This is a genomic window from Clostridium senegalense, assembly GCF_018916625.1.
Taxonomy (GTDB): Bacteria; Bacillota; Clostridia; order Clostridiales; family Clostridiaceae; genus Clostridium_J; species Clostridium_J senegalense.
Map to the genome: position 1 here is coordinate 1,039,424 of NZ_JAHLNC010000001.1, position 24,252 is coordinate 1,063,675.

Here is a 24,252-nt window from a genome sequence, read left to right on the forward strand (position 1 = left end):
AATTAGATAAATTTATTATCTAATACATATCCAAATGCTTTAACTTTACCATCATTTTGCTCTTCAAGATATACACCTTGAATTTCTGGAGCAAATCCTGGGAATTGATTTATTCCGTCTTGTAAAATTGTAAAGTATATTTTAGCAGTTTCACTCCAAACTTCACCTGGAACTACACAGAATACTCCTGGTGGATATGGAAGTGCTCCTTCTAAGGCTATTTCGCCTACTATATCTTCTAATGGAACTAATTTAGCATTATTTCTTATTAAAGCCCATTTAGCATCTTGCGCAGTCATTACTCTACCATTAATTTCATTCTTAGAAGGATGTAATGATGTAGCTGCTACTTCGTCATATGCTACATTTTTATTCTTATCACATACGATTCCTTTGCTTGGTAAATATTCAGCTCTAAACAATCTTTTTTGATATGTTTTAGCATCATTATTTTTATAGAAATCATGCATTTCTTGACATAATTGTCTTATTGTATATCCCTTATAACGATCTATATTTTTATGATATAAGCTTGGTAAAACTTCACTTAATGGAGCATCTTCATTAACTAATTTTTCAAATTTCACAAATTGAGCTACTAAGTTTTGCATTTTAGTTGAAGTTTCTGCTGGAGTTAATAAGAATAATATAGAATTTAAATCATTCTTTTCTGGAATTATTCCTACTTCTCTTAAATAGTTTGCAAGTATAGTTGCAGGTATTCCGAAATCTTCATATTCTCCAGTTTCTGCATTAATTCCTGGTGTTGTTAACATGAATTTATTTGGATCAACAAAATATTGATTCTCTCCGTATCCTTCAAATGAGTGCCATTTTTCTCCTGGTACAAATCTAAAGAAATCAATGTTATTTGCTATTTCTTCTACATCATGATCTTCCCATTTCTTTCCGTTTACTACTGGTGGTATAAATGGTTTTATCATTGAACAATTTTTTAGAACTGATTTTCTTGCTTCAACACCTAATCTTATACAATCAGCCCATAAACGTCTTCCAGCCTCCCCTTCTTGCATTCTAGCATTTACATCTAGAGTTGAATATAAAGGATAGAATGGACTTGTTGATGCATAAAGCATAAATGAGTTATTAAATCTCTTATGATCAACATAACGACGTTGTCCTTTTATATGACTATCTTTTTTATGAATTTGTGATGCTTGTGAAAAACCAGCTTGTTGTTTGTGTATTGATTGTGTTACAAATATTCCTGGATCATTTTCATCTAATTCAAGTAATAATGGTGAACAGTCTCTCATCATTGGGATAAATTGTTCATATCCTACCCAAGCAGAGTCAAATAAAATATAATCACATAGATGTCCTATTTTATCAACTACTTGTCTTGCATTATAAATACTTCCGTCATATGTTCCAAGTTGAATTACTGCTAATCTAAATGGTCTCTTTTCATTTGCTTTATGTGGAGCAACTTTATTTACTTCTGCTCTTATGTATTTTTCATCAAAACAATGAGCATCAATTCCACCAATAAATCCATATGGGTTACGTCCTGTTTCTAAATATACAGGTGTTGCACCATTTTGAACTAAAGCTGAATTGTATATTGATTTATGGTTATTTCTATCAAATAGCACTAAGTCTCCTGGTGAAACTAAAGATCCTACAACAACATTATTTGATGCACTAGTCCCATTCATTACAAAATATGTTTTATCAGCATTGTAAATTCTAGCTGCATTTTGCTCAGCATCAACTGCTGGTCCTTCATGAATTAATAAGTCACCTAAAGCAACGTCTGCATTACATATATCTGCTCTAAAAACATTTTCTCCATAAAACTCATAAAGATATCTACCAGCTGGATGTTTACGGAAATATTGTCCTCCTTGATGTCCTGGACAGTCAAATTGAACGTTTCCTCTATCAACATATTCACTTAAAGCTTTAAAGAAAGGAGGTAATATCTTTTCTTCATATTGCGCTGCTGCACTTTCAATAACTCTAGTATAAAGTTGAGCATCAAAAGCATTTCCATCAATTACACGATATACTTTTTCAGCAAGCTCACTTGATAGCTTGTCTTTGTTTTTTAATACAACAAAGATTGGTGTTCCAAATTTAGTATCATAAGCTGTATTTATTAATTCAATATCTGAATCTGTTAATACTACTGCTGCAACATCTGTAAAATCTGTTTGTTGTGCTAAAACTAATTCTCTTGCAGTCTCAAAATAGTTTCTTGCTTCTTCTGTGTAAGCAATTTTTAATTTTTTCATACTTATTCCTCCGTAAATCTTATTAGTCATACTTGATAATTTCTATGTACCTTTATATTTAAATAATGTTTTTTTCAGTGTTTAAGACACCTAATTTATAAATTCTATTTTTGCTACAGTCATATAATACACCATTATTAATTAGATTGGTTTTGTAATATTTTAAAATAAAAACATAATCCATTGTAAAATTTACAATGGATTATTAAGTAAAGTATATATTCTAACACCTACAGCTAGTTCTTCATAAAAGTGTTCATCTTTGCAATGAGCACTAATTATTTTATTTATTTTATCAATTCTATATCTTACAGTATTACCATGTTGAAATAATTCCTCAGCTGTTGTCTTTATATCTCCGTTATTTTCAATATATTTTATAGCTGTTTTTAGTAGTTCAGTATCATTACTTTTATCATATTTAATTAAAGGATCTATTACTTCATTATAATATTTCTGCACCCATGGGTTGTCCAAAATAGGTATGAAGATTCTATTTAATCCTATTTTTCTAAAAAATGAAACGCCTTTTTTATATGTTTTTGAATGCTTAAATGCATACAAACTTTCTTGTATAGATTTATCTAAATCTGTTAGTTTACTATGTAAATTACTTACCCCTATAATATATTTTTTATGTGAAAAACCTAACCATTCTAACCTTCTTAATATAATATTTTCAATATCATCACTATCTACGTCATTAAATGTATTAATGACTAAATATCCGCCTTTATAATTAATTACCCTACTATAAGGATCTTGCATTTCTTTATGCGAAAATTCACTAAGCCCACTTATTCTACTACTTTTTTTCTTACAATATGCAACAACATTTATTTCTCTAAAATTAACATTTATATTATAAGCAAGTTTTTTTATAGTAACTTCATTTAGGTTATCATATAATATTTTATCTATTTGAAGCGTTAAATTTTGATATTCTTCCTTTATTGTTATAGCTTTATTTACCTCAACTATTATATCTTCAGTAAATGTTTCACTAAATAACATTAAGACAAAATCGTTTTTATTTGCAAGTTCTATTACATCCTCTGGAATATAATCAAAATATATATTCTTAATAGCCAAACAAGTAATACCTATATTAATCATTGTTTTTACACTCTCATATAGTTCACTTATATCATCTTTTATTGCTACTAATGTGCTTAATGCAAAATCTTCTGCTCTAAAATTTTTCTTTATTAAGTCTCCTCTTTCATAATCCCAAACAGCTACATTTTTTATTTCTTTAGACAAACCATTTTTCCCCGCTACTACTTCAAATCCGTCTAGTATCTTAAGTTCTAGGGCTTCTTTAACTGTTATAGCCATAAAACTTTCCCCCCTTTGTTAAATTTTACTTATTATATTGATATAGCTAAACAAACTCCAATTTAAATTTATTCAATAACCTTAAAATATTTTTTACAATATGTAATGTTAAATTCTAAGTTATTCGGAGCATGTCTCACTATTTTGGGTATCCAAGTTTTTGAATGGATAATTTAAAAAGTCAAATTGGAACCCTATATAGATATACAAATTCAAAGTTTAACTTATATATGGAAAAATCCTTATCTATTGACAAACCAACACTTTTTTAAACTGATAATATGTATTAATTTATGAAATTTAAATTAAGAAACTAATAAAAATAATTGCTAAAATTAAAAGAGTATACAGCAAAAACAAAAATACAAATTTAAACTAACATATTGCTCCTTAGTTGTTTATTTTTCACACTAAGTATCAATATGTTATTAATAAATTCTTCCAATTAATAAAGGTATAAGTTAAACTTAGATTTTGGAACACTATAATTAGTTAATATATTTTAGTTAATAATAGTTTTTTTACCAAGTGTATGCTTTACAGTTATAAATTATAAATAAGAAAATTTCTAAAATCAAATAAATGATTTACTTAAGTTAAAAATAAAACTATTCTTTATTTTATTTTTTTTTGAACTATTTAAACTTCTTTTAATATTTTCGTTATTTAGCCGTAAAAATGTATTCAAAATTTTCTTTAATAACTATAATATGAAAAATTATTACATATTATAGTTGTTATAGTTAAAATATAGAAACTCAAAAAAATCCCTAACAACTTTATTAGGGATTTTTATATTTTATAGTAAAGTATATACTTTAATAATTTATTTCATCTGGATATTTCCAAAGTCCCAATTCTTGTTCAGGTATTAATTTTGGTTCCTCTCCCCTATTTATTTGAAGTGCATTATAGTATATTTCTGAAACTTCCTCCACATATGCTGCTTTTAAATACGCATCCTCAATATCTTTAGATGAAACTGTAAGCACACCGTGATTTGCCATTAAACATGCATTATTATTCTTAATTACACCTATAATACTTTTAGCAAGTTCAATTGTACCTGGCCTTTTATAGGGGGATATCTTTATTCTCCCATCTCCACCTATAACATTAACAATTTCATATACTATAGGTGGAATTTCTTTACCTACTACAGAAAAAGCTGTTGCAAATTTTGAATGTGTGTGAACTATAGCTTTTACATCTTGTCTACATTTATATACTTCTATATGCATTAATAATTCACTACTTGGGCTAACTTTTTCATGTACTTCTATTAAATTTAAATCCATATCTACTACACAAATATGATTTTCATTTAATTCTTCCCGTGAAACTGCTGAAGGTGTTATTAAAATATACTCTGATTTTTCATCTTTTATACTAAAATTTCCTGACTTATGTTTGCATAATCCTTGTGAATCTGCATCTTTAGCTATTTTTACTAATCTTTTTTTTAAGTCCTCTAGCATAATACTACTCCTTCATTAATTTATTCAATGTATTTTACAACCATTACTTCTTTAATAATTTTTCTAAGTTTTCTTTAAATGGAGGATATACAATTCCTTTTTCTGTTACAATAGCCGTTATATTTTCATGTTCTGTTACATCAAATGAAGGATTATAAACTTTTACCCCCTTTGGAACTGTCCATAAACCAAATCTGCAGCTAACTTCCTTTGGATCTCTTTCTTCTATAGGAATATCTTTACCTGTAGGTGTATTTAAATCTATACTTGGTGTTGGAGCTGCAATATACATTGGAATTTTAAAATACTTAGCTAAAATAGACACACCATATGTCCCTATTTTATTTGCAGTATCTCCATTAGCTGCTATTCTATCGCATCCCACTATAACAGCGTCTATTTTTCCTTGAGCCATAACTACTGCTGCCATATTATCTGTAATAGTTGTCACATCTATTCCTGCCATATTAAGTTCTAATGCTGTTAACGTAGAACCTTGAAGCCTTGGCCTTGTTTCATCAGAATATATTTTTAAATTCAATCCTTTTTCCTTTGCAAGATACATAGGAGCTGTTGCTGTACCATATTTTGAAGTTGCAAGTTGACCAGCATTACAGTGAGTTAATATTCCCATTCCATCTTTTAATAATGTAAGTAAGTTTTCTCCAATAGTTTTACATATTTCTATATCCTCTTCATGTATAATCCTTGCTTCACTTTTTAATGCTTTCTTTATTTCATTAATAGGTAAACTTTTTAAAGTTTTTGCTTTTTTAAGCATTCTATTTACTGCCCATGAAAGGTTTACTGCTGTTGGTCTACTTGAATTTAAATAATATCCCTGTTTTTCAATTTCCTTGTAGAATTCTTTGAAAGAAGCTTCTGTTGCTTTTTTTGCTGCAAAATACATTCCATAACCAGCAGTAACACCTATAGCCGGTGCCCCTCTAACTACCATTGTTTTTATTGAATCATAAACACCCTCTACCGAATCATACCTTATATATTCTATTGAATTTGGAAGTTTTGTTTGATCTAATAAAACTATATTATCTTTATCATCATCCCACTTAATAGCTAATAATTCTTTTTTCATATAAATTCCTCCTAATATTTTAATCACTATACTTACCAAACTAAATTTTACTTTTTTTACTTTATATAAATTGTAAAACTCTATCTGCAACTATACTTTTATTTATTTAGAAATTTATCTCTTCTATGCATTTTATAAATTCACTAAAATCATTAATTTTATTTCTACTAAGTATTAATTTTTTAGCTATTTTAATTCCTAATATTTGTGCTTTAGCTCTAAGTTTTAAATCTTCTATTTCATCTAAATCTGGAACATGTGCCATTCCTATAATTCTTCTCATAACCTCACATGAACAGAATCCAATAGTTTCATGTAATAATTTTTTTATATATGCATCTTTAGTTCCTTCAATTTCTGTCGTTATATCCTTAGATTCATTTCTCCACAAATAATCAAAATTTTCTAAAAATTCTTTCCATATTTCATTACATAATTCTAGTAAATATTTTCTATAATCCTCTATTTCCTTTTTAGACTTGTCCACTCTTCCTTCCCAAGATATATAATTTAATATTATATTGGCAAACAACAATCCTATATCATAGCTATATGGACCATAAAATGCAAATTCAGCATCAAATATAATCGACTTCTCATCATCTATAAAAATTGAGCCAGTATGCAAATCCCCATGAAGTAATGCTTCTGCTTTAGTCAAAAATATTGTTTTTAACTTAGCTGTTTCTAACCTAAGTTCTTTTGAATTCCATATTTCACTTTCAACAAATTCTTTAATATTTTCATTGATTACATTGTCATCTGCATTCATATACGGATTAGTTAATACTAACCTTTCAGTTATATCACAAAGCTCAGGGTTTATAAATTTTGTCATATTATTCTTCTTTTCTATAGGTCCCATTCCAAAATCAGATGTTAAAAATAAATTTCTAGCCATAAACTTACCTATTTGTTTTGGAAAGTTATTATATTTTTTCATATTCATAAGTCCTTTTCTTAAAATGTTCATATCCCCTAAGTCTTCCATAACAGTTAATGCATATATATCATCATGATGATATACTTTAGGAACATATCCAGGGCACACAGAATTTTGACACTTCATAGCTTCTGCTTCAATTCTGTTCCTATCCAATGTTAATTTCCATCCATCTCCTGCTATTTTTAGATAAGGCAATGCCTGTTTAACTATAATTGTCTTATTCGTATTTACATCCTTTACTCTAAAAACATAATTTAAATTTCCATCTCCAATTTCTTCACTAATAAGTTTATGATTCTTAGGAAAAATTTCAAGTTCTTTAATATACTGTACAATTGATTCATTGTTCATTTCTTTATAAATTTTCATGAAAACCTCCCATTTATCTTAACTTTAAACATCTTATACATATATTAACTCTAACATCCATTACTTTCAATAATTTACATAAAAACAAATATAATATTGTCCCCTAGCAATTTACTATATGTTTCTCTTGACTTTTACTATATCCTAAGATGAATTTTTAACTTATGCATTTATTACAAGTTTCTAAGGTGTATCACCTAATTTCTCCATCTGAAAGAGTAATTATCCTATCTGCTCTTGAAGCTATTTCTAAATTATGAGTTACAACCACTAGTGTTTGTTTATATTTTTTAGACGATACTTTAAGTAAATCCATTACTTCCTTTGAATTGTTTATATCAAGATTTCCTGTAGGTTCATCTGCAAATATAATTGAGGGCTTGTATATTAATGCCCTAGCTATAGCTGCTCTCTGTTGTTGTCCTCCAGATAACTGCGATGGAAGATGACCTTTTCTATCTTTTAACCCTAATAATTCTAACAATTCATTTAGATAATCTTTATCTATTTTTTGATGATCTAGTAATACAGGTAACTGTATGTTTTCCTCTAAGTTTAACACTGGAATTAAATTAAATGACTGAAACACAAATCCTATTTTTCTTCTTCTAAAAACTGCGCGATTATCTTCATCTAGAGTATATATATCCTCATTATCAATAATTACATTACCTTCTGTGGGCTTATCAAGTCCAGCCATAGCATGAAGAAGAGTACTTTTTCCTGAACCACTAGCCCCTACTATAGCTACAAATTCCCCCTGATTAATAGTTATATTTATATTTTTTAGAGCATCTACCTTTGTTTCTTCATTTCCATATGTTCTACAAAGATTTTTTATTATTAACATTAAGCTCCCCCCCAATTTAATTCTCATTATATTGCAATAAATTTTCCTTTTTGATTTTTTTTAATGGAAAATATATTGCTACTATTCCAACCACTATGAAAAACACTATACTTATTAAAGTTTCCTTATAAGGATACACATATGCTATATCATGCCCCATTCTAAACATTGCACTTATTAGTATAGAATTTATTCCACCAATAATAGTTCCATATATTATTCCTATAATTGAATATAACATTCCTTCTAAATACATTATTTTCTTTATACTCTTTCTAGAAGCACCAACCACACTCAAAAGTGATAATTCTTTACTTCTTAAAGTTACATTAGTATTTACTATATTAAATACATTTGCCATACTTATAATAGTTATAAATGCTATAACGCTAAAATAAAAGAGCTTACCAAAATTAATATATTTATCACTTTCATCAGTAAAAATTGTACTTCTTTCAAATTTTTCATTATTATTATCAATATATTTATTCCATTGCTGTGATAGTTCTTTTCCAATATTTACTCTTTTCTTATTACCTAAATTCTCCTTGTAACTTACAACCATGCCTTTAACTTGTGCAGACTGTAATTTATCTAATTCCATTTTTTTATTAACATCATTTTCATTATTTTTAGATAAATTCATATATTTCTTTTCAATTAAATCATTATAAAGCTTCGTAGGCATATATATTGTTGGATACATATCTTCAATACTATCCTTATCAAAGAGAATCACCCTAACTATACCCAAAATTTTCACCTTCATAGCTGATTTTACTGTATTATCATTACTTTTAAATTTATTAGTATATATTAAATTGGATGTGTCAATTAGTATTTCATCTCCTACCTTTAAGTTTGCAATATCCTTCTTCTTGTATCTCACATCACCTAGGTTTTCCCTATCTTGCTCATAACCTATTTGAGTTATATAAACACCTTTTTCTTTTTTCATTTTTTCTTTATTATTGAATGTATTTAAAAGATATGGTGAAATCTGATCAATAGTGTTTAAATCAATTGGTATTATTTCAGATTTCATATTAGTATATTTTTCACCATTAATACTTATTGAATCCCCCTTTATCATTGCTTTATTTTCAGGTATAAAAGTATAAGATTTTACGCCCTGATATATTTTATATATATCTTTTACACCATCAACTTTTTTAGCATTATCTACAAGTAATTTTATTTGTTCACTATTGTTTGTTATTATTTCTTTACTGTTTTGCTCATTATATATATTAGTGAAATAATGATTATACAAACACATATGTTTGTCCATCGGTAATGCTTTGTAAGGTAACTTTTCTATGTTACAAACTAAGCTACTAAATGTAATAAAAAGCGTTATTGAAATTACAATTGAAACTACTGTTGTTCTAAATCTTCCTTTATTAGCTCTTATATTTCTATTTGCAATAATTCCCTCAATACTGAAAAGCTTACTAGTGAAATCAAATTTTTGTGGACTTAATTTCTTAACCTCATAATTTCTATTAGTAAAACAATCTAATGGTGATATTTCTTTTACCTTTCTTACTATAGAAATTATTGATAAATATAATGTAATAATAGTAATTACTACTGTTCCCACAATACTATATATAGAATAATAAGTTTTTATATCAACTTCTTTATTTAAAATCAAATTATTAAATGTTCTAAATAATAATGGCCCTACTGCCATTCCTAAAAGTATTCCTATTGGTATAGCTATTAACCCAATTATAAGAACTTCCTTAAAAATAATTTTTTTTATCTGTTTATTAGTTCCACCTATGGCCTTTATCAGTCCATATTCTTTCATTCTTTCCATAGTAGATATATTAAATGAATTGTATATAAAAATTAATGTTGCAATCATTACAATAATAGCCACCATCAAAAAAGTAATATAATCTATAATAGCACTTTTGCTTCTACCTTCCCCCATCGCAGTTAAAAGTGCTTCATTTTTTTCAACTTTATTAGAATTTATATTAAAATCCTTAACTAAACTGTCTATTTTATTATTTAATTTCCCTACTTCCTTTAGTTTTAAATATACCATTGCATTATCAATTACTATATTATTACTAACAGCATATCCATTAAATATCTTTAAAAAAGCATTATTAGTGGATTGTGAAAAACCTACAATAGTATAAACTCTGTCTCTGTCATCATATAGTTTAACAGCTATTTCATCTCCTATCTTTTTATGCTCTTTATCTTTAAAGTCTGAATTTAAAATTATTTCATTAGCTTGCTTTGGGAATCTTCCTTCCTTTACTTGTACCCCTAACAAACTAAATCCATCATTATTTATTTCATTAATCACTAATGTTTTTTCCCCTAATTGTACATTCCCAAGCTTTTGACAAAATGTTGCCTTATCAACCACTGAATGTACTTTAATCTTTTGAAATTTTTCCTTTTGATTCAATTCAAAATTAACATGATAATCCCCATCTTCTCTAAGCATATTGATAATATTTTGCTGTGAAGAATAAATCATATGACCTGTCCCACTTATAAACATAATAGCTAATATTATTGCAATTATATTAAGAATACTTCTTTTTTTGTTTTGTCTAAAATACTTATTAGATATATCTATATACCTATTCATATTATCCCCCTCACCTTCCTCTATATTTATCAATATACTCCTTAATTCTTACTGTAATATAAATACCTTTCTTACAAATTAGTAAGAAAGGTAACTGTAAATTTACTTCCTTTTTCTTTTATACTTTCAACTTCTAGGAATCCTCCTTGACCTTCTATTATACTTTTAGAAAGTGCTAAGCCTATTCCTATAGAATCTGTCTTCTTCGTCTCTTTTCTACCTTTTCCTTTATAAAATCGTTCAAAAATATGTGGTAAATCTTCTTTTTCAATACCTTCTCCATTATCACTTATGGTAATTTTATGATAAATGGAATTATTTTTATAACAAATAGAAATTTTACCATATTGCTTTGTATGCTCAATTGAATTTTTAAGTATATTGGTTAAAGCCTCACTTGTCCATCCTTTATCATGAATACATGAGCCCTCTTCAAGGTTCATCTTTAAATTTATTTCTTTTTCTTCTATACTTATTAATAATGGCTCTACAGCTTTTTCTATAGTTTCTTTAAAATCATTATTTATTTTATTGTATTCCACTATCCCACCTTCAATTTTAGCAAGCTTTAATAATTTTTTTATAAGCCATTCCATACGGTATACTGAACTTCTCATTTTGCACCCTATCTTTTCTACCTCATCTTTACCTATAGATGAATTATTAGTCAATGCTTCGGTAAATAAACTCATAGATGTTATTGGTGTTTTAAGCTGATGAGATATATTTACTAAAGTATCCTTTAAGAAAACTTTTTCCCTGTTAAGATCCTTTAATGCATTTTCCAATCTTTCTGCCATTTGATTAAAATTGTGTGCTAGTACACTAAATGTTCCTTCTCCCATAAATGAAAACCTCAAAGAAAAATCCCCTTCAACTACTTTTTTTATTCCCTGATTTAGCATTTCAACATACACAACAATTTTCTTATAAAAAAAGAATATAATTAAATATAATGACAACATAAAAATAAGCAACAAAATATTAATATGTAATTTCAACCTTTCATAGGATTCATTTATATTAGGGATTAATTTGATGTCCATGTCTTCCTTATAGCCATAAGACTTCAAAATTTGTTTTCCCTTTTCATAATCCTTATTTTTTACACCTTGTGTAAAAATTGCAGTGACTTTATCTTCATCAATAGCTTGAAAATTTGAAAACAAACCTATTAAAGAATAACTTTCATTAATATAATTCTTTTTAATTTTTTCAAAGCTTATATTAATAATGATATTTAATGTAATTATTAAAACTGTTATGGCTATAACCCATATTAAGCTAAATTGCTTTAAAAAGTTATCTTTATACATACCCTTCATTTTACCTCTTACTCCTCTATAACATTTTTGTTCCACTTGTACCCAAGTCCTCTTAGATTCACTAAATAAGTTGGTTTTGATGGTTCATCCTCAAGCTTTTTCCTAAGTCTTCTTACATACACAGCAGGTGTATTTTCATCCACAAAATCTCCCTGAATATCCCACAGTCTATGGAGAATTTCTTCCTTAGAAACAACCTTATATGGATAACTCATAAAATATAAAAGCAACTTATATTCAACTGCTGTTAAAATAATTTCTTTTTTGTTTTTATGAACTTTTGCGTTCAATGTATTTACTTCTATATCTCCTGAAATTAGCTTTGTTTTTTGAGAATTGTTTGTCCTTCTAAGTACTGCTTTAATTCTTGATAAAAGTTCCTTTACCCTAAATGGTTTCACAACATAATCGTCTCCACCAAGATCAAACCCTAAAACTACATTAACTTCCTCGTCTAATGCTGTTAAAAATATTATTGGTACTTTACTCTTTTCTCTTACATACTTACAAAATTCATATCCATTACCATCCGGTAATCCAATATCTAAAAGAATAAGTTTAAATTCTTCATTAAATAGCTGTTTTGCACTAGACATGTCTCTAGCTCTTACTACTTTTAAACCATCATTTTCTAAATTATACTCAATACCTAATGCAACAGCTTCATCATCCTCTACTAGTAAAATTTTAATATTATCCATACCATCCTCCTATTTTAATAAATATTACTGGCATATTTAGTCTGCAAAATTAATCATAATTTTCTGAAGTTTTATAAGTTAGTTCTCTAAATATTTCTCCTATATTAAATTCATTAATCTTTACTTATCTTAATAGTTTAAATTCCTATCGTCTTTCTTAATGCATTAATTTAATAATTTAAATTTAGATTTTAAATTCAAATCCTCAAATATATTATACAATTTTTGAAATTCATTTGCCTTTAAAACAATAAAAATATATAGGGTTCCAAGTTTGCTTTTAAAACTTTTTATTTCAAAATTTGGATACCCCAAATAGTGATGCTAGCTCGTAACCACCTAAACTTAACACTTAATTATGTATAAAAATATTTTTTTTTAAGCTTTTACTACATTATGTAATAATAAAGATTTTAAATAAGCTATTAATTAAAAATATATTTAGAGTTTCTTTGAAATTTTCACAGACTAGCATTTTAAATTTTTTCATTATTACTTTTTAACCCTATAAATTTGAAATTTTTAGGCTTAGCTTTACGCCTATGCTTGTATCCCTATAACTTTAACCAGTAATTTACTAAAATTGACCTTCTAATTAATAAATAATATTAGTCTTAATTATAAGCTTGTGATATTATTAATAGATGGTTCTAAGATGAATTTTAAAACAAAAATTTCGGTGAATAAATTTAAATTAAAAATTGTATACTTATAGGTATATAAATAAAAAACTTAGACATGTCAAAAATGTAAATAACATTAAGACCTCTAAAAATGTTTTGCCATGTCTTATAAACGAAAGGTATGAAGTGATGAATTTTAAAGAATTAGGAATTAATGATGATATTATAAATATATTAAAAAAATCTGGTATTACAAAACCAACACCTATCCAAGAAGAAAGTATTTCATTCATAAAAGAAGGAAGAGATGTTATAGCTGAAGCTCAAACTGGTACAGGAAAAACTCTAGCATTTTTACTACCAATGTTTGAAAACATATCCCCTAGTCTAAATGCAGTTCAAGGACTTATTGTAACTCCTACAAGAGAACTTGCAATACAAATAACAGAAGAAGCTATGAAATTAAAATCTGCTAAAGATATAAATATATTAGCTCTATATGGCGGAAAAGACATAGGTTCCCAACTAAAAAAACTTAAAGGAAACACTCATTTAATTATTGCAACTCCTGGTAGACTTCTAGATCATCTTGATAAGAAAACTGTAGACCTTTCTAAATTAAAAACCTTAGTTTTAGATGAAGCTGATCAAATGCTATTTATGGGATTTAAAAATGAAGTGGAAAAAATCATAAAAGAGTGTTCTAAAAAACATCAAACATTATGTTTTTCTGCAACTATGGATTCTGCTGTAAAAAAACTTGCATATAGATATATGGATGATCCAATAGTTGTTGCTGTAAAAAAAGAAGAGGTTACTCTTACTAACATTAAACAAAATGTAGTTGAAACTACAGACAGAGAAAAATTAAATTCACTATGTGCTGTATTAAAAGAAGATAATCCTTTTATGTCAATAATATTCTGTAGAACTAAAAGAAGAGCAGATGATCTTGAATTATCTCTTGCTAAAAATGGTTTCCGCTGTGAGAAACTTCATAGTGATGTACCTCAATCTAAACGTGAAAGAATAATGAAAGCTTTTAGAAATGCAGATATTCAATATTTAATAGCTACAGATGTTGCATCTAGAGGATTAGATGTTAGTGGCGTAACTCATATTTACAACTATGATATTCCAGAAAGCGTTGAATCATATATTCATCGTATTGGTAGAACTGGAAGAGCCGGTGAAAGTGGTTATACATGTCTTTTTGTAGATCCTAAGAATGAAAGAATGCTTCAAGAAATAGAAGAAGCTATAGAATTTAAAATTGAAAGACGAGAAATATAAAAAACATATATTTGAAATTAAAAGACCACCTTATTATGTGGTCTTTTTTGATTATATAAAATCTTCATATATCTAAACTATTTTTTACTTAAGGCATATGAAAAAAATAATAATTTAAAGATTCTAAGCATATTTGTCACGAGACAAGCAAATAAAATTAGTCATAGTAGGGCTATCTCTGGATTTTACCTGCTAAGTATTCATTGTAAATAAGTAATACTACTAGCTTATTATTCATTTGATTATGCCTAAACTTTATAGATTTTTATTTGATTTTTTACATTATTAGTATTTTATAACTATTAGTTATTCAAAATAGTTCCATTTTAATATACCCAATACCTATAACTAATTTTGACTGCTCTCATATATAACCTTTAATATCGCATCAGCCCCTCCTTTGGGACCTTCTGAATTCTGAAAGCTACTTGCTATTTTATTTGCATTTTTTTTATATTCATTATTATTTATAACTTGCATCACTGCATCTTTAATATATTTAGATTTATTCCTTTTCAACATAACTCCTGCACCTAAGTAAGCAACTCTCTCTGCTACCATTCTTTGTTCTGAATGCTGTGGAAATAATACCATAGGGACTCCATAATACAAGCTTTCATTAGCGCTATTCATACCACAATGACTAATAAATACATCTGTTTTTTGAAGTACTATAATCTGCTTAACATTATTTTTAACCTTAAAATTATTTGGTATATGTCCTAAATCTTTAATATTAGTACCATTACCAACAGACATAATTACATCAACATCACAATTTTCAAATGCATTTATACAGTTCTTATAGAAATTAATATTTTTATTATTAATTGTGCCAAGTGAAATATATATTAACTTCCTATCCATTTCTTTAGATTCTACAATCACCTTAGGTACTGATGGTCCTATAAAAGAATACTTATCAGAAAAAGTCTCCACCATTGGTTGAAATTCCTTTGATGTATATACGATAGTATTTGTATCATTATCATTTGCAATCATGGAAATGATATTCTTAACATCATATCCACTATTTTGCAAAAGCTTTATTTTTTTATTAATACGATTCATACCTAAAATCATAATTATAAATTCTTTTAAACCTTTTTTCATCAGCTTTGCTGTATTCTCATTAAATGCAAAAGTTGTTGTAGAACATACATATGGAATATTAAGTTTTTTTGCAAATAGCTTTCCCCAAAAGCTTAACGAATCTGATACAATGCAATCTGGATTAAAAACTTTAAGCTCTCTACAAATTTTTTCATCTAAAGCTAAAGTAGTATTTGCAACCATCTCAATTAGTGCCGAGAAATCCTTACCAATTTTTTTTTCATCACTAGGGTGCAATTTGGGAAGATACTCATCACAGCAAATACATTTTGCTCCAGCGCCTTCGATTTTATCTTTGAATTCATTAAAAGAGTAATATAATACTTCATTTCCTCTATCTACTAACTCACGAACTACTTCAATTGTAGGATTAGTGTGTCCATGTGCTGGAATATTGAAAAACACTATTTTACTCATATTTTAACCATCCTTTTTATAAATTTTCACTTTAAAATTATTCTTCCTTCCTTGCTATTCCTATGCTACCTACAAAATTTATCAGATCACGTTGATGAACAATTCCAATTCCTCTTTCCTCATCTCCTAATATCAATAATTTATCTCCTACTTTTATATTAAATATCTCTCTTGCTTCCTTTGGAATAACAATCTGACCACGTTCCCCAACTACAGCAGCTCCAAAAAAATGCTTTCCTTTAGGAGGTACTACAATCCCTGATTCTTCTTCCGAATGATTAACTAAATCATCTATCTTGACATTATACAATTTTGCAAGTTTAACACAACTATCTATATCCGGTGTAGATTCACCATTTTCCCATTTTGCTACTGACTGTCTAGAAACATTAATTTTTTCAGCCACGTCTTCTTGTGTATATTGGTGATTTTTTCTTAACCTCTTTAAATTCGTACTAATCATACTTTTCATACCTCCTATATTTATTGTATTCAAAATATAGCTTAAATTCTATCAACTAAACTTAACATTCACGTATATACTTATATATATTGATTTTTTATTTATCATTCCTAGCTGATTAAATTATACGCTTCTATTACTTCCACCACCTTATGCTTACATAACCCTCTTAGCATTTATTTTTCTTCTATGGTTTAGATTTACTACCATCATTCCATAAGTGTTATTTTCTCTACTCCATTATGTCCTAAAAGCGCTATATACCAGGCTTGAAATTCAAATTCACATCTTTTATAATCTTTAAATTTTTTGTTACTTTATCAATTTTTAATTTCATATTATATATCCTTAAAATAAATAAACCTTTGCCCTATCACTAGTTTATCAATAATGGAATAAAGGTTTATTTATGATTTATTTAGAGTTTATAAAATTTGCAGAAACAGGTACATTAAATGCCTTAGAATATAAAAACTCAAATTCTATTTGTCCACTTGTTCAACAAATCTTACATACTCATTTTGTAATTCTATTGATGGAATGTAAACATATATATTATAAAGACATTATTGAAATCCGTTATAACTAATATATTACTTAATTTGTTTTTCTCTCATTCTTAATAGTTATGGCTAAAGTTACCATAAACCCGCCCCAAAGAATTATTGCTCCTAATATAAAAAATCCTATTGATACACTTGTCATTTACATCATCTCCTTACTACTTATATTCTATAACTTACTATTCTTCCAAGGTTTTTTACTAATTAATAATCCACCTATAATTCCAAGAGCTATAATAGCCCAGCCATACAATAATAAAGATATTAATTCATAACCTCCATAAGGATTTTTAAACTCATTTATAATACTTTGAACTAAGATTATTGTTAATAAAGTAGGTGTTACATATTTTATAATTACATCCCACCACTTACCGATTTTAAAATAAGATATTTTATTTGTATGTTCTCTTATAACCTTAGGCTTAATTACCCATCCTATAACAAAAGCTTCTAATAATCCAACTACAACTATTCCATAATTGTTTATAAAATTATCCATAATATCTAGTAAATATAACCCTGCATTACTTGCAAATACTATGGTTGCAACAAATCCTATTAAACACATGCATGTAACAACTTTTTTACGTGATCCACCAAACTTATCTATTATAGCTGAAGATATTGCTTCTACTAAAGAAACTGATGATGTTATACCAGCAAACACTAGACAAGAAAAAAATAAAACTCCTAATATATTTCCCCATATACCCATTATTGTAAATACCTTAGGGAAAGCTATAAATGCTAATCCTATTCCATCTGTAACAACTTCTTCCATAGGTACCCCTTGACTTGTAGCCATTACACCAAGTATTGAAAATACTCCTATAGCCGATAAAAACTCAAATCCACAGTTAGCAAATGCAGTCATAAATGCACTATTATTTATATCAGTCTTTTTAGGTAAGTAACTTGAATATGTCATCATTATACCGGTACCTATACTTAATGAAAAAAATACTTGTCCATATGCAGATATCCAAACTTGAGGATTTTTTACCTTATTCCAATCTGGTGTAAATAATGTATTTAACCCAACACTTGCACCTTCTAAAGTAACGCCTCTTATAACAATTATTATCATTACTATTAATAGGGCTGGTAATAATATCTTGCTAGCTTTTTCTATCCCTGATTTTATTCCTTTATAACATATAAACCAATTTATAATCCATATTATCCCAATACCTATTAATATAGGCCAAACTATTCCTCCAAAATTAAGCGGTGAATTTGATAAATTTAAGAAATCATTATAAAAAAACGAATTAGAATCCTCACCCCAACCTTTAGTGAAACTCATAGTCATATATTTAACAGCCCAACTTAGTATCATTGAGTAATAGCATAGTATAACTGATGAGCTAATTATTGGCCACCAACCTATCCATTCAAATTTTTTGTTTGCTCTTGCTAAAGAAAGTGGTGTTGAACCTTTAAACTTGTGTCCCATTCCATATTCTAATATTAGAAGTGGTATCCCTGCTGTAAATATGGCACATAAATAAGGTATTAAAAATGCTCCTCCTCCATTTGAATATACTACATAAGGAAATCTCCATATATTACCTAAACCTACTGCTGATCCAATTGCAGCAAGTATAAATCCAATTTTAGTTCCCCATTGCTCTCTATTTTCTTGCATTTCATTTCCTCCTAAGTTAAATTTATTTATTTCGCATCACTATTAGGTCAACAGCCTATTTAGGTCTATTGCTAAAGTTTTGCTATAATATAAAACAAAAGCCCCATAGTTATATATAGAGCTTTTACACCTAGGATATAATTAAAGCCCCATATCAATCTATGAGGCTTTAATTATCAAAAAATATAATAATAGCCTCATAATAATTCTATGAGGCTTACTTTATGTAAAATAAAAATTAGCCGTCATAGATACAATCATCTAGTGTAGCAATTGCATCTATGACAGTAATAAATCTAAATTTATATATCAATAAACACAATTGCTAAATTAATTCGGCTACTAATAAGAGTACTCTATTAAATTTTGATGTTATTGTTGTATTCCAGCTTGTAATTTTCATAATATTTCCTCCGTTCTTTAAATTATTTTTTATTATATTCCTACTATTTATATTTGTCAATATATTTTTATTGACAAATACAAAATAATGAATTTTAAAATACAAATAGTTTAAACTATACTTAAGTAATTATATTATTGGAGTGATTTTAATGAATGAAGTAGAAAAATCTTATATTGCTGGAATTATAGATGGCGAAGGAAGTATTTTATTAGAAAAATTTCATAAGAATCAATTACCTTCTCCAGCTGTAAGTATTGCTTCTACTAGTTTAGAGCTTTTACAATGGATTAAAGATACTTTCGGCAAAGGCACTATAAAAAGAAAGAAAAATTATAACAAGGATTTACATAAAGACTGTTATACTTATTTACTACGATATAATGATGCCTTAATTTTTATAGAAGAAATTTATCCTTATTTAATTATTAATACTAAAAGGAAAAGAGCTCAACTGCTTTTAGATGATTATAAAAGGCTCACACCTAGGAATGGTAGATATTCTGAAGAAATGTTAGATTTAAAACTTAAATTTTATAATGAATTTTTAAGCATAAAATAAAACCCTATCAAAAGATAGGGTTTTATTTTATGGTGGAGGCGAGGGGTCAGCGGCATCCATACTTATCATATGGTCTTGACTATATCTTCCAGTTAAAATTTTCCAACTGGCTTGGCGTATTATAGAAGCTTAGTATAGTTTATATCTTCTATCCTAGTATTCCGTAGTGCAAGCACTTTAGGAACCTATAAGTCGATACAAGGCTGTTGAGTTTCCTCACATACCTCTCGGTATTGCCGTCACCGTCACGTGTTACGGTTTCACCGATAAAGCCAAGTTTTCACTTTGAAATCACTTCCAAAGGCAACTCTTTAACGAATCGAACCCCTGTCCGAAAGTAGACCAATTTGAGCATCTCCGAGTGCAGTCTGCATTTTAACATTCCCTCCAGATAACGCCTGCAGACAGGCTTTACCTTTTAGTAGCTTCATAAATTCCGTCCATAGCTCAAAGCTTTGCTAAGTTCGGTTCCCCACTATTTGACGCCCTATCCTAAGCCGTGGGACTCAAAGGTAGGACGAGCAGCTAACTAGGCTGCTAATGCAAAATTATCTTCTGCGTTTACATTTAGTGCATATTTTATTAACGAGGCCACATGCGTCCCTCGACTCGCTTCTCAAATCCATCTTACCCCCGTCGAAGCCATAACGCCCCCATGTTGTAATTAGATTTAAACGCTTTTTGCATATATTCAATTGTATTATTATTTTAATCCTTTATTTCACTATTGTCAACTGATATGATTTGCCATAATTTTTTCTAATTATATCTATATAGTTTAGAAAAATAAAACTATACATATACTTATTTATTAATTTATATGCATAGTTTTATTTAATATTATATCCTATATTAAAATTTTTTATTTTATATTATTTATCTTTTGTAATTCTAAAATATCCTGAAACTTTTTTACTGTTTTATGAGGATACTTATGAAAAATTACTATTAAACTTGATACTGTTGGCAATAAGTATATAACTATTTCAATTTGACCTAAACAATACCTATTGAAAAAAATATATATCAAATTCCAAATCACTATTTGTAGTGTGTTAAATAAAATTGATATTTTTCTATAACTTTTATACCATTGTTTGTTACGAATTTTTTTTTCAATTTCTATAAATGTAAATATTTTCAAAAGAGCTATGCTGACTATAAAGGTTAAGCTAACTTTATTAATCATCTGAATATTAACTAGTGAGTCTGTTAAAATATAACTTGCTAATTCAGTAAAATTTAAAGTTATTGTTAACAATGTAAGCATAATCAAATTTAACCTATAGATACTTCTCTCCATATAACTCTCCCCTTCTTTCAAACAATAGTACTTATTATACTATCATGCTTTAATTAATTTATGTACTAAACTAAGTATCTATATCTACATAATAATTTTTAATAAGACATATGCAAATAAATAAGATTAAAAGATTGAAAATATATGTAGTTTCTTATTTATTTAACTATGTATAAATTCAATGGCATTTTATGTTTATCATTAATATCTATTTTAATCTATAAAATAGATATTTTTTGTTTCACTATATTATAACAACTTTCAAATAAAATTTATACATTATTTCTTCATTTTTTGTTAAAAATTGTATACGTTACCTTTAAATAGTTTTTAATACAAATCTTTAAAATTACTTAAAAGGTTCCAAGTTAAATTTTAAACTTGTTTACTTATAAAATAATAAAGTTTTAAGTTAATAATTTAAGTTTATTGAGTAAACTTAAATTAAAAATTGTTTACCTATAACTATAGTTATTTCTCTCTCCAAATATTCCCTTATTTATATTTCGTTTGTTATAATTTTTTTTTAATACTTTATATATGAGTTTTTTATTTTTTTAAATAAATTAACTGAATATACTTAAGTTAAAACTTAATCTATTAAAACACTTATCTATATGTTAAAATAATCTTGAATATGGACAATATTAATTTAATTTTTGCTTTTCTTATTTTTAAATAAGCTTGAATTAATATTAATACCATTAACTTTTATATGTATAATGCGAAAAATACTTTACACTATACATATTGCACTTATAAAACTTTATATTTTTATTACCACTATTCAAATTTAAAGCATATGAAATAAAGTAATAATAAATAACTTTATTTATTATTTAATTGAATATGTGTAACTAAAATTCACTTGTTATATTAATTAATCCAACGTAAATATTGTTGTAAAAGGAGAATTACTATGTTTACACAAACTGGAGCAAAATGGCCTGAAAAAACATTAAGTATTAATATATCTATTTTTTATAAAGATTTTCAAAAATACTGTGAAGAAAAATTGAAACCTTTTAAATTAACACCAGGATTATATAATTATCTTTTATTTATATATTATAATCCTGGATGTAATTTAAATGAGATTAGCACTCATTTAAAAGTAGATAAAGCACTTACCACAAAAACTATTAAGAAACTTTTAACATTAGGATATGTAGACAAACTTATTAATGAATACGATAACAGAGCCTTTAAAGTATATCCTACCAAAAACTCTATTAATATGATGGAATATTTAGTTACTATATTCGGACAATGGGAAGAAAAAATAACAGCAAATCTTTCAACTCATGAAGTTAATAACTTCAATGAATTTTTTCTTAAAACTCTTCCTAACTTAAATAGATAATGCTTTTAGTACATATTTAAAATAAAAAAGAGATTAATTTTTTAATTAGTCTCTTTTTTTATTTAGACTATTAAATTTTTATAAATAATAATAAATTCTTTACTTCTTTCAAATACTATAATGAAACCACATACAAATTTTATTGATGATAATAAATTAGGCATATTAAAAAAATTCCCAATAAAAGATTGAAAACATATTTAATAGCAATATTGTCTTATTCTTTACTTGATTATGCCTTAAATAAAAGGAGATTTTTATTTATGAATTTTAAATTTAAAAATAAATTTTCATATGTAGTCTTTATAGTATTTTTAATCTACATATTTTCAAGTAGTACCTGTTATGCTCATTCCCTTTTAGATTCTAATGACGATATAAAAAGCTATATAGAAACACACTTTAAAAATAGAAATAATTCCATACTAGATGGTGACATAAGTTTGGTTAAAAACAATTATGATACATCATCAAATAATGGTAAATATGCTCTTGACCATGAGATACGTAGAATAAAATATCTTAGAGATTGGGCAGGTGAACGTGGAATAAAATTTACAGATATACAATCAAATTGTCATTTTAAAAATTTAAATTGTAATAGTGACTCTTGTGATTTTAGAGTTGATGAAGAATGGATTTTCAAATATGTTTATGAAGATGATATAAATTTAACTGAAAACTTATTTGGAGTAAATTTGTTTCATATGATGAACTTAAAAAAATCAAATAATAATTATATTATTTCTAAAGAGTGGTATTTAGATTGTTTTGAAGATGCATTAAAATCATATGACGGTTGCTACGAAGGTACAACATTAGATAATCCTAAAGATAAAGTTTTCAACTTTGAAAACATAAGAAATAATGATGATATTAATACAAATAGTTCTTCTAAAAATTATAATAAATTTAAAGCTGTAGAATATTCCGACAAATACTGTGGAGTTCCTTCTTTGAGCAATAACCCTGAAAAGTACAATAAAAAATATATTAATTTTACTGGTTCAGGAGGAAATTGTACTAACTTTATATCTCAATGTCTAGGCGACATAGAAGGTGGTAATTTATCTCAAGATTATACTTGGTATACTACTAATAAAACTCATACTCACAAAGATTATTCACCTGCATGGGTTAATGCAGATGCTTTTAAAAATTATCTCTTATATAGTGGTAAAGGTTCATTAATAAAAAAGGGGGCATTTGAAGAATGTTTAAAACTTAATGAATCTACTGGCAAAAAATACATTGATTCTTTAGAACTTGGAGATGTAATTGCATACTCTAAAAAAAATGATATAGATCATAATGCTATAGTTACAGGTTTTGATAGTAAAGGCTATCCTCTCATAAATTCACATACTGTAGATAGATATCATGTTCCTTTTGATCTAGGTTGGGGCGATAAAGATATATTTTTCTTATTAATTCACATAAAATAAAAACTTATTTTACAAAAAATAGATATGTCACCTACAATGATTGATTATATTGTAAGTGTGACATATCTATTT

18 protein-coding genes and 1 other RNA gene are annotated in these 24,252 nt (G+C 27.0%); 4 read left to right on the top strand and 15 right to left on the bottom strand.

The features are described 5' to 3' along the window. Nucleotides 1-2: 2 nt before the first annotated feature. From KQI36_RS04890 to KQI36_RS04930, 9 genes are all read right to left on the bottom strand, one after another. Nucleotides 3-2,258, bottom strand: a complete 2,256-nt coding sequence (locus KQI36_RS04890) for an ornithine decarboxylase (RefSeq protein ID WP_216449867.1) — start codon at nt 2,256-2,258, stop codon at nt 3-5. A 192-nt stretch (nt 2,259-2,450) separates the two neighbouring features. Further along, nucleotides 2,451-3,596: a PucR family transcriptional regulator gene (locus KQI36_RS04895; RefSeq protein WP_216449868.1), complete on the bottom strand. Its 1,146-nt coding sequence runs from the start codon at nt 3,594-3,596 to the stop codon at nt 2,451-2,453. An 818-nt stretch (nt 3,597-4,414) separates the two neighbouring features. Next, on the bottom strand, nt 4,415-5,074 hold the full coding sequence (locus KQI36_RS04900; RefSeq protein WP_216449869.1) for a class II aldolase/adducin family protein: 660 nt from the start codon (nt 5,072-5,074) through the stop codon (nt 4,415-4,417). A 43-nt stretch (nt 5,075-5,117) separates the two neighbouring features. Then, nucleotides 5,118-6,170, bottom strand: a complete 1,053-nt coding sequence (gene mtnA, locus KQI36_RS04905; RefSeq protein WP_216449870.1) for an S-methyl-5-thioribose-1-phosphate isomerase — start codon at nt 6,168-6,170, stop codon at nt 5,118-5,120. Nucleotides 6,171-6,276: 106 nt separating this feature from the next. Further along, a complete protein-coding gene (gene mtnK, locus KQI36_RS04910; RefSeq protein ID WP_216449871.1) occupies nt 6,277-7,485 on the bottom strand; it encodes an S-methyl-5-thioribose kinase in 1,209 nt (402 codons plus the stop codon). A gap of 193 nt (nt 7,486-7,678) precedes the next feature. Next, complete coding sequence (locus KQI36_RS04915; RefSeq protein ID WP_216449872.1) at nt 7,679-8,335, bottom strand: ABC transporter ATP-binding protein; 657 nt, start codon at nt 8,333-8,335, stop codon at nt 7,679-7,681. A gap of 16 nt (nt 8,336-8,351) precedes the next feature. After that, nucleotides 8,352-10,955 (bottom strand): ABC transporter permease, encoded by a 2,604-nt coding sequence (locus KQI36_RS04920; RefSeq protein ID WP_216449873.1) that lies wholly within the window; start codon nt 10,953-10,955, stop codon nt 8,352-8,354. A 71-nt stretch (nt 10,956-11,026) separates the two neighbouring features. Then, nucleotides 11,027-12,280 (bottom strand): sensor histidine kinase, encoded by a 1,254-nt coding sequence (locus tag KQI36_RS04925; protein ID WP_216449874.1) that lies wholly within the window; start codon nt 12,278-12,280, stop codon nt 11,027-11,029. Between the two features lie 8 nt (nt 12,281-12,288). Then, nucleotides 12,289-12,981, bottom strand: a complete 693-nt coding sequence (locus KQI36_RS04930) for a response regulator transcription factor (RefSeq protein WP_216449875.1) — start codon at nt 12,979-12,981, stop codon at nt 12,289-12,291. Nucleotides 12,982-13,793: 812 nt separating this feature from the next. Here KQI36_RS04930 and KQI36_RS04935 point away from each other — a divergent pair. After that, entirely contained in the window at nt 13,794-14,897 is a 1,104-nt protein-coding gene (locus KQI36_RS04935; RefSeq protein ID WP_216449943.1) for a DEAD/DEAH box helicase, read from the top strand. Nucleotides 14,898-15,245: 348 nt separating this feature from the next. Here the strand turns inward: KQI36_RS04935 and KQI36_RS04940 are convergent, their stop codons facing one another. The 4 genes from KQI36_RS04940 to KQI36_RS04955 all read right to left on the bottom strand — a co-directional run bounded on the left by KQI36_RS04940 (nt 15,246) and on the right by KQI36_RS04955 (nt 19,104). Beyond that, nucleotides 15,246-16,427, bottom strand: coding sequence for a macrolide family glycosyltransferase (locus KQI36_RS04940; protein ID WP_216449876.1), 1,182 nt, complete (start codon nt 16,425-16,427; stop codon nt 15,246-15,248). 37 nt (nt 16,428-16,464) lie between these two features. Further along, nucleotides 16,465-16,890, bottom strand: coding sequence for a helix-turn-helix domain-containing protein (locus KQI36_RS04945; RefSeq protein ID WP_010293484.1), 426 nt, complete (start codon nt 16,888-16,890; stop codon nt 16,465-16,467). Nucleotides 16,891-17,487: 597 nt separating this feature from the next. After that, nucleotides 17,488-17,595: a MetS family NSS transporter small subunit gene (locus KQI36_RS04950; RefSeq protein ID WP_216449877.1), complete on the bottom strand. Its 108-nt coding sequence runs from the start codon at nt 17,593-17,595 to the stop codon at nt 17,488-17,490. Between the two features lie 27 nt (nt 17,596-17,622). After that, on the bottom strand, nt 17,623-19,104 hold the full coding sequence (locus KQI36_RS04955) for a sodium-dependent transporter (RefSeq protein ID WP_216449878.1): 1,482 nt from the start codon (nt 19,102-19,104) through the stop codon (nt 17,623-17,625). A 554-nt stretch (nt 19,105-19,658) separates the two neighbouring features. Here KQI36_RS04955 and KQI36_RS04960 point away from each other — a divergent pair. Beyond that, a complete protein-coding gene (locus tag KQI36_RS04960) occupies nt 19,659-20,069 on the top strand; it encodes an LAGLIDADG family homing endonuclease (RefSeq protein ID WP_216449879.1) in 411 nt (136 codons plus the stop codon). 315 nt (nt 20,070-20,384) lie between these two features. Here KQI36_RS04960 and ssrA read toward each other — a convergent pair. Beyond that, nucleotides 20,385-20,716: a transfer-messenger RNA gene (ssrA, locus tag KQI36_RS04965) on the bottom strand. A gap of 215 nt (nt 20,717-20,931) precedes the next feature. Further along, nucleotides 20,932-21,372 (bottom strand): hypothetical protein, encoded by a 441-nt coding sequence (locus tag KQI36_RS04970; protein ID WP_216449880.1) that lies wholly within the window; start codon nt 21,370-21,372, stop codon nt 20,932-20,934. Between the two features lie 919 nt (nt 21,373-22,291). Here KQI36_RS04970 and KQI36_RS04975 point away from each other — a divergent pair. Both KQI36_RS04975 and KQI36_RS04980 read left to right on the top strand, forming a co-directional pair. Continuing rightward, nucleotides 22,292-22,735: a MarR family winged helix-turn-helix transcriptional regulator gene (locus KQI36_RS04975; RefSeq protein ID WP_010293499.1), complete on the top strand. Its 444-nt coding sequence runs from the start codon at nt 22,292-22,294 to the stop codon at nt 22,733-22,735. 263 nt (nt 22,736-22,998) lie between these two features. Beyond that, complete coding sequence (locus tag KQI36_RS04980; protein ID WP_216449881.1) at nt 22,999-24,180, top strand: amidase domain-containing protein; 1,182 nt, start codon at nt 22,999-23,001, stop codon at nt 24,178-24,180. Nucleotides 24,181-24,252 lie beyond the last annotated feature (72 nt).

Coding starts and splice junctions, on each gene's coding strand:
- KQI36_RS04890 (WP_216449867.1), bottom strand. CDS start 2,258: ATGAAAAAATTAAAAATTGCTTACACAGAAGAAGCAAGAAACTATTTT.
- KQI36_RS04895 (WP_216449868.1), bottom strand. CDS start 3,596: ATGGCTATAACAGTTAAAGAAGCCCTAGAACTTAAGATACTAGACGGA.
- KQI36_RS04900 (WP_216449869.1), bottom strand. CDS start 5,074: ATGCTAGAGGACTTAAAAAAAAGATTAGTAAAAATAGCTAAAGATGCA.
- mtnA (WP_216449870.1), bottom strand. CDS start 6,170: ATGAAAAAAGAATTATTAGCTATTAAGTGGGATGATGATAAAGATAAT.
- mtnK (WP_216449871.1), bottom strand. CDS start 7,485: ATGAAAATTTATAAAGAAATGAACAATGAATCAATTGTACAGTATATT.
- KQI36_RS04915 (WP_216449872.1), bottom strand. CDS start 8,335: ATGTTAATAATAAAAAATCTTTGTAGAACATATGGAAATGAAGAAACA.
- KQI36_RS04920 (WP_216449873.1), bottom strand. CDS start 10,955: ATGAATAGGTATATAGATATATCTAATAAGTATTTTAGACAAAACAAA.
- KQI36_RS04925 (WP_216449874.1), bottom strand. CDS start 12,280: ATGAAGGGTATGTATAAAGATAACTTTTTAAAGCAATTTAGCTTAATA.
- KQI36_RS04930 (WP_216449875.1), bottom strand. CDS start 12,981: ATGGATAATATTAAAATTTTACTAGTAGAGGATGATGAAGCTGTTGCA.
- KQI36_RS04935 (WP_216449943.1), top strand. CDS start 13,794: ATGAATTTTAAAGAATTAGGAATTAATGATGATATTATAAATATATTA.
- KQI36_RS04940 (WP_216449876.1), bottom strand. CDS start 16,427: ATGAGTAAAATAGTGTTTTTCAATATTCCAGCACATGGACACACTAAT.
- KQI36_RS04945 (WP_010293484.1), bottom strand. CDS start 16,890: ATGATTAGTACGAATTTAAAGAGGTTAAGAAAAAATCACCAATATACA.
- KQI36_RS04950 (WP_216449877.1), bottom strand. CDS start 17,595: ATGACAAGTGTATCAATAGGATTTTTTATATTAGGAGCAATAATTCTT.
- KQI36_RS04955 (WP_216449878.1), bottom strand. CDS start 19,104: ATGCAAGAAAATAGAGAGCAATGGGGAACTAAAATTGGATTTATACTT.
- KQI36_RS04960 (WP_216449879.1), top strand. CDS start 19,659: ATGAATGAAGTAGAAAAATCTTATATTGCTGGAATTATAGATGGCGAA.
- KQI36_RS04970 (WP_216449880.1), bottom strand. CDS start 21,372: ATGGAGAGAAGTATCTATAGGTTAAATTTGATTATGCTTACATTGTTA.
- KQI36_RS04975 (WP_010293499.1), top strand. CDS start 22,292: ATGTTTACACAAACTGGAGCAAAATGGCCTGAAAAAACATTAAGTATT.
- KQI36_RS04980 (WP_216449881.1), top strand. CDS start 22,999: ATGAATTTTAAATTTAAAAATAAATTTTCATATGTAGTCTTTATAGTA.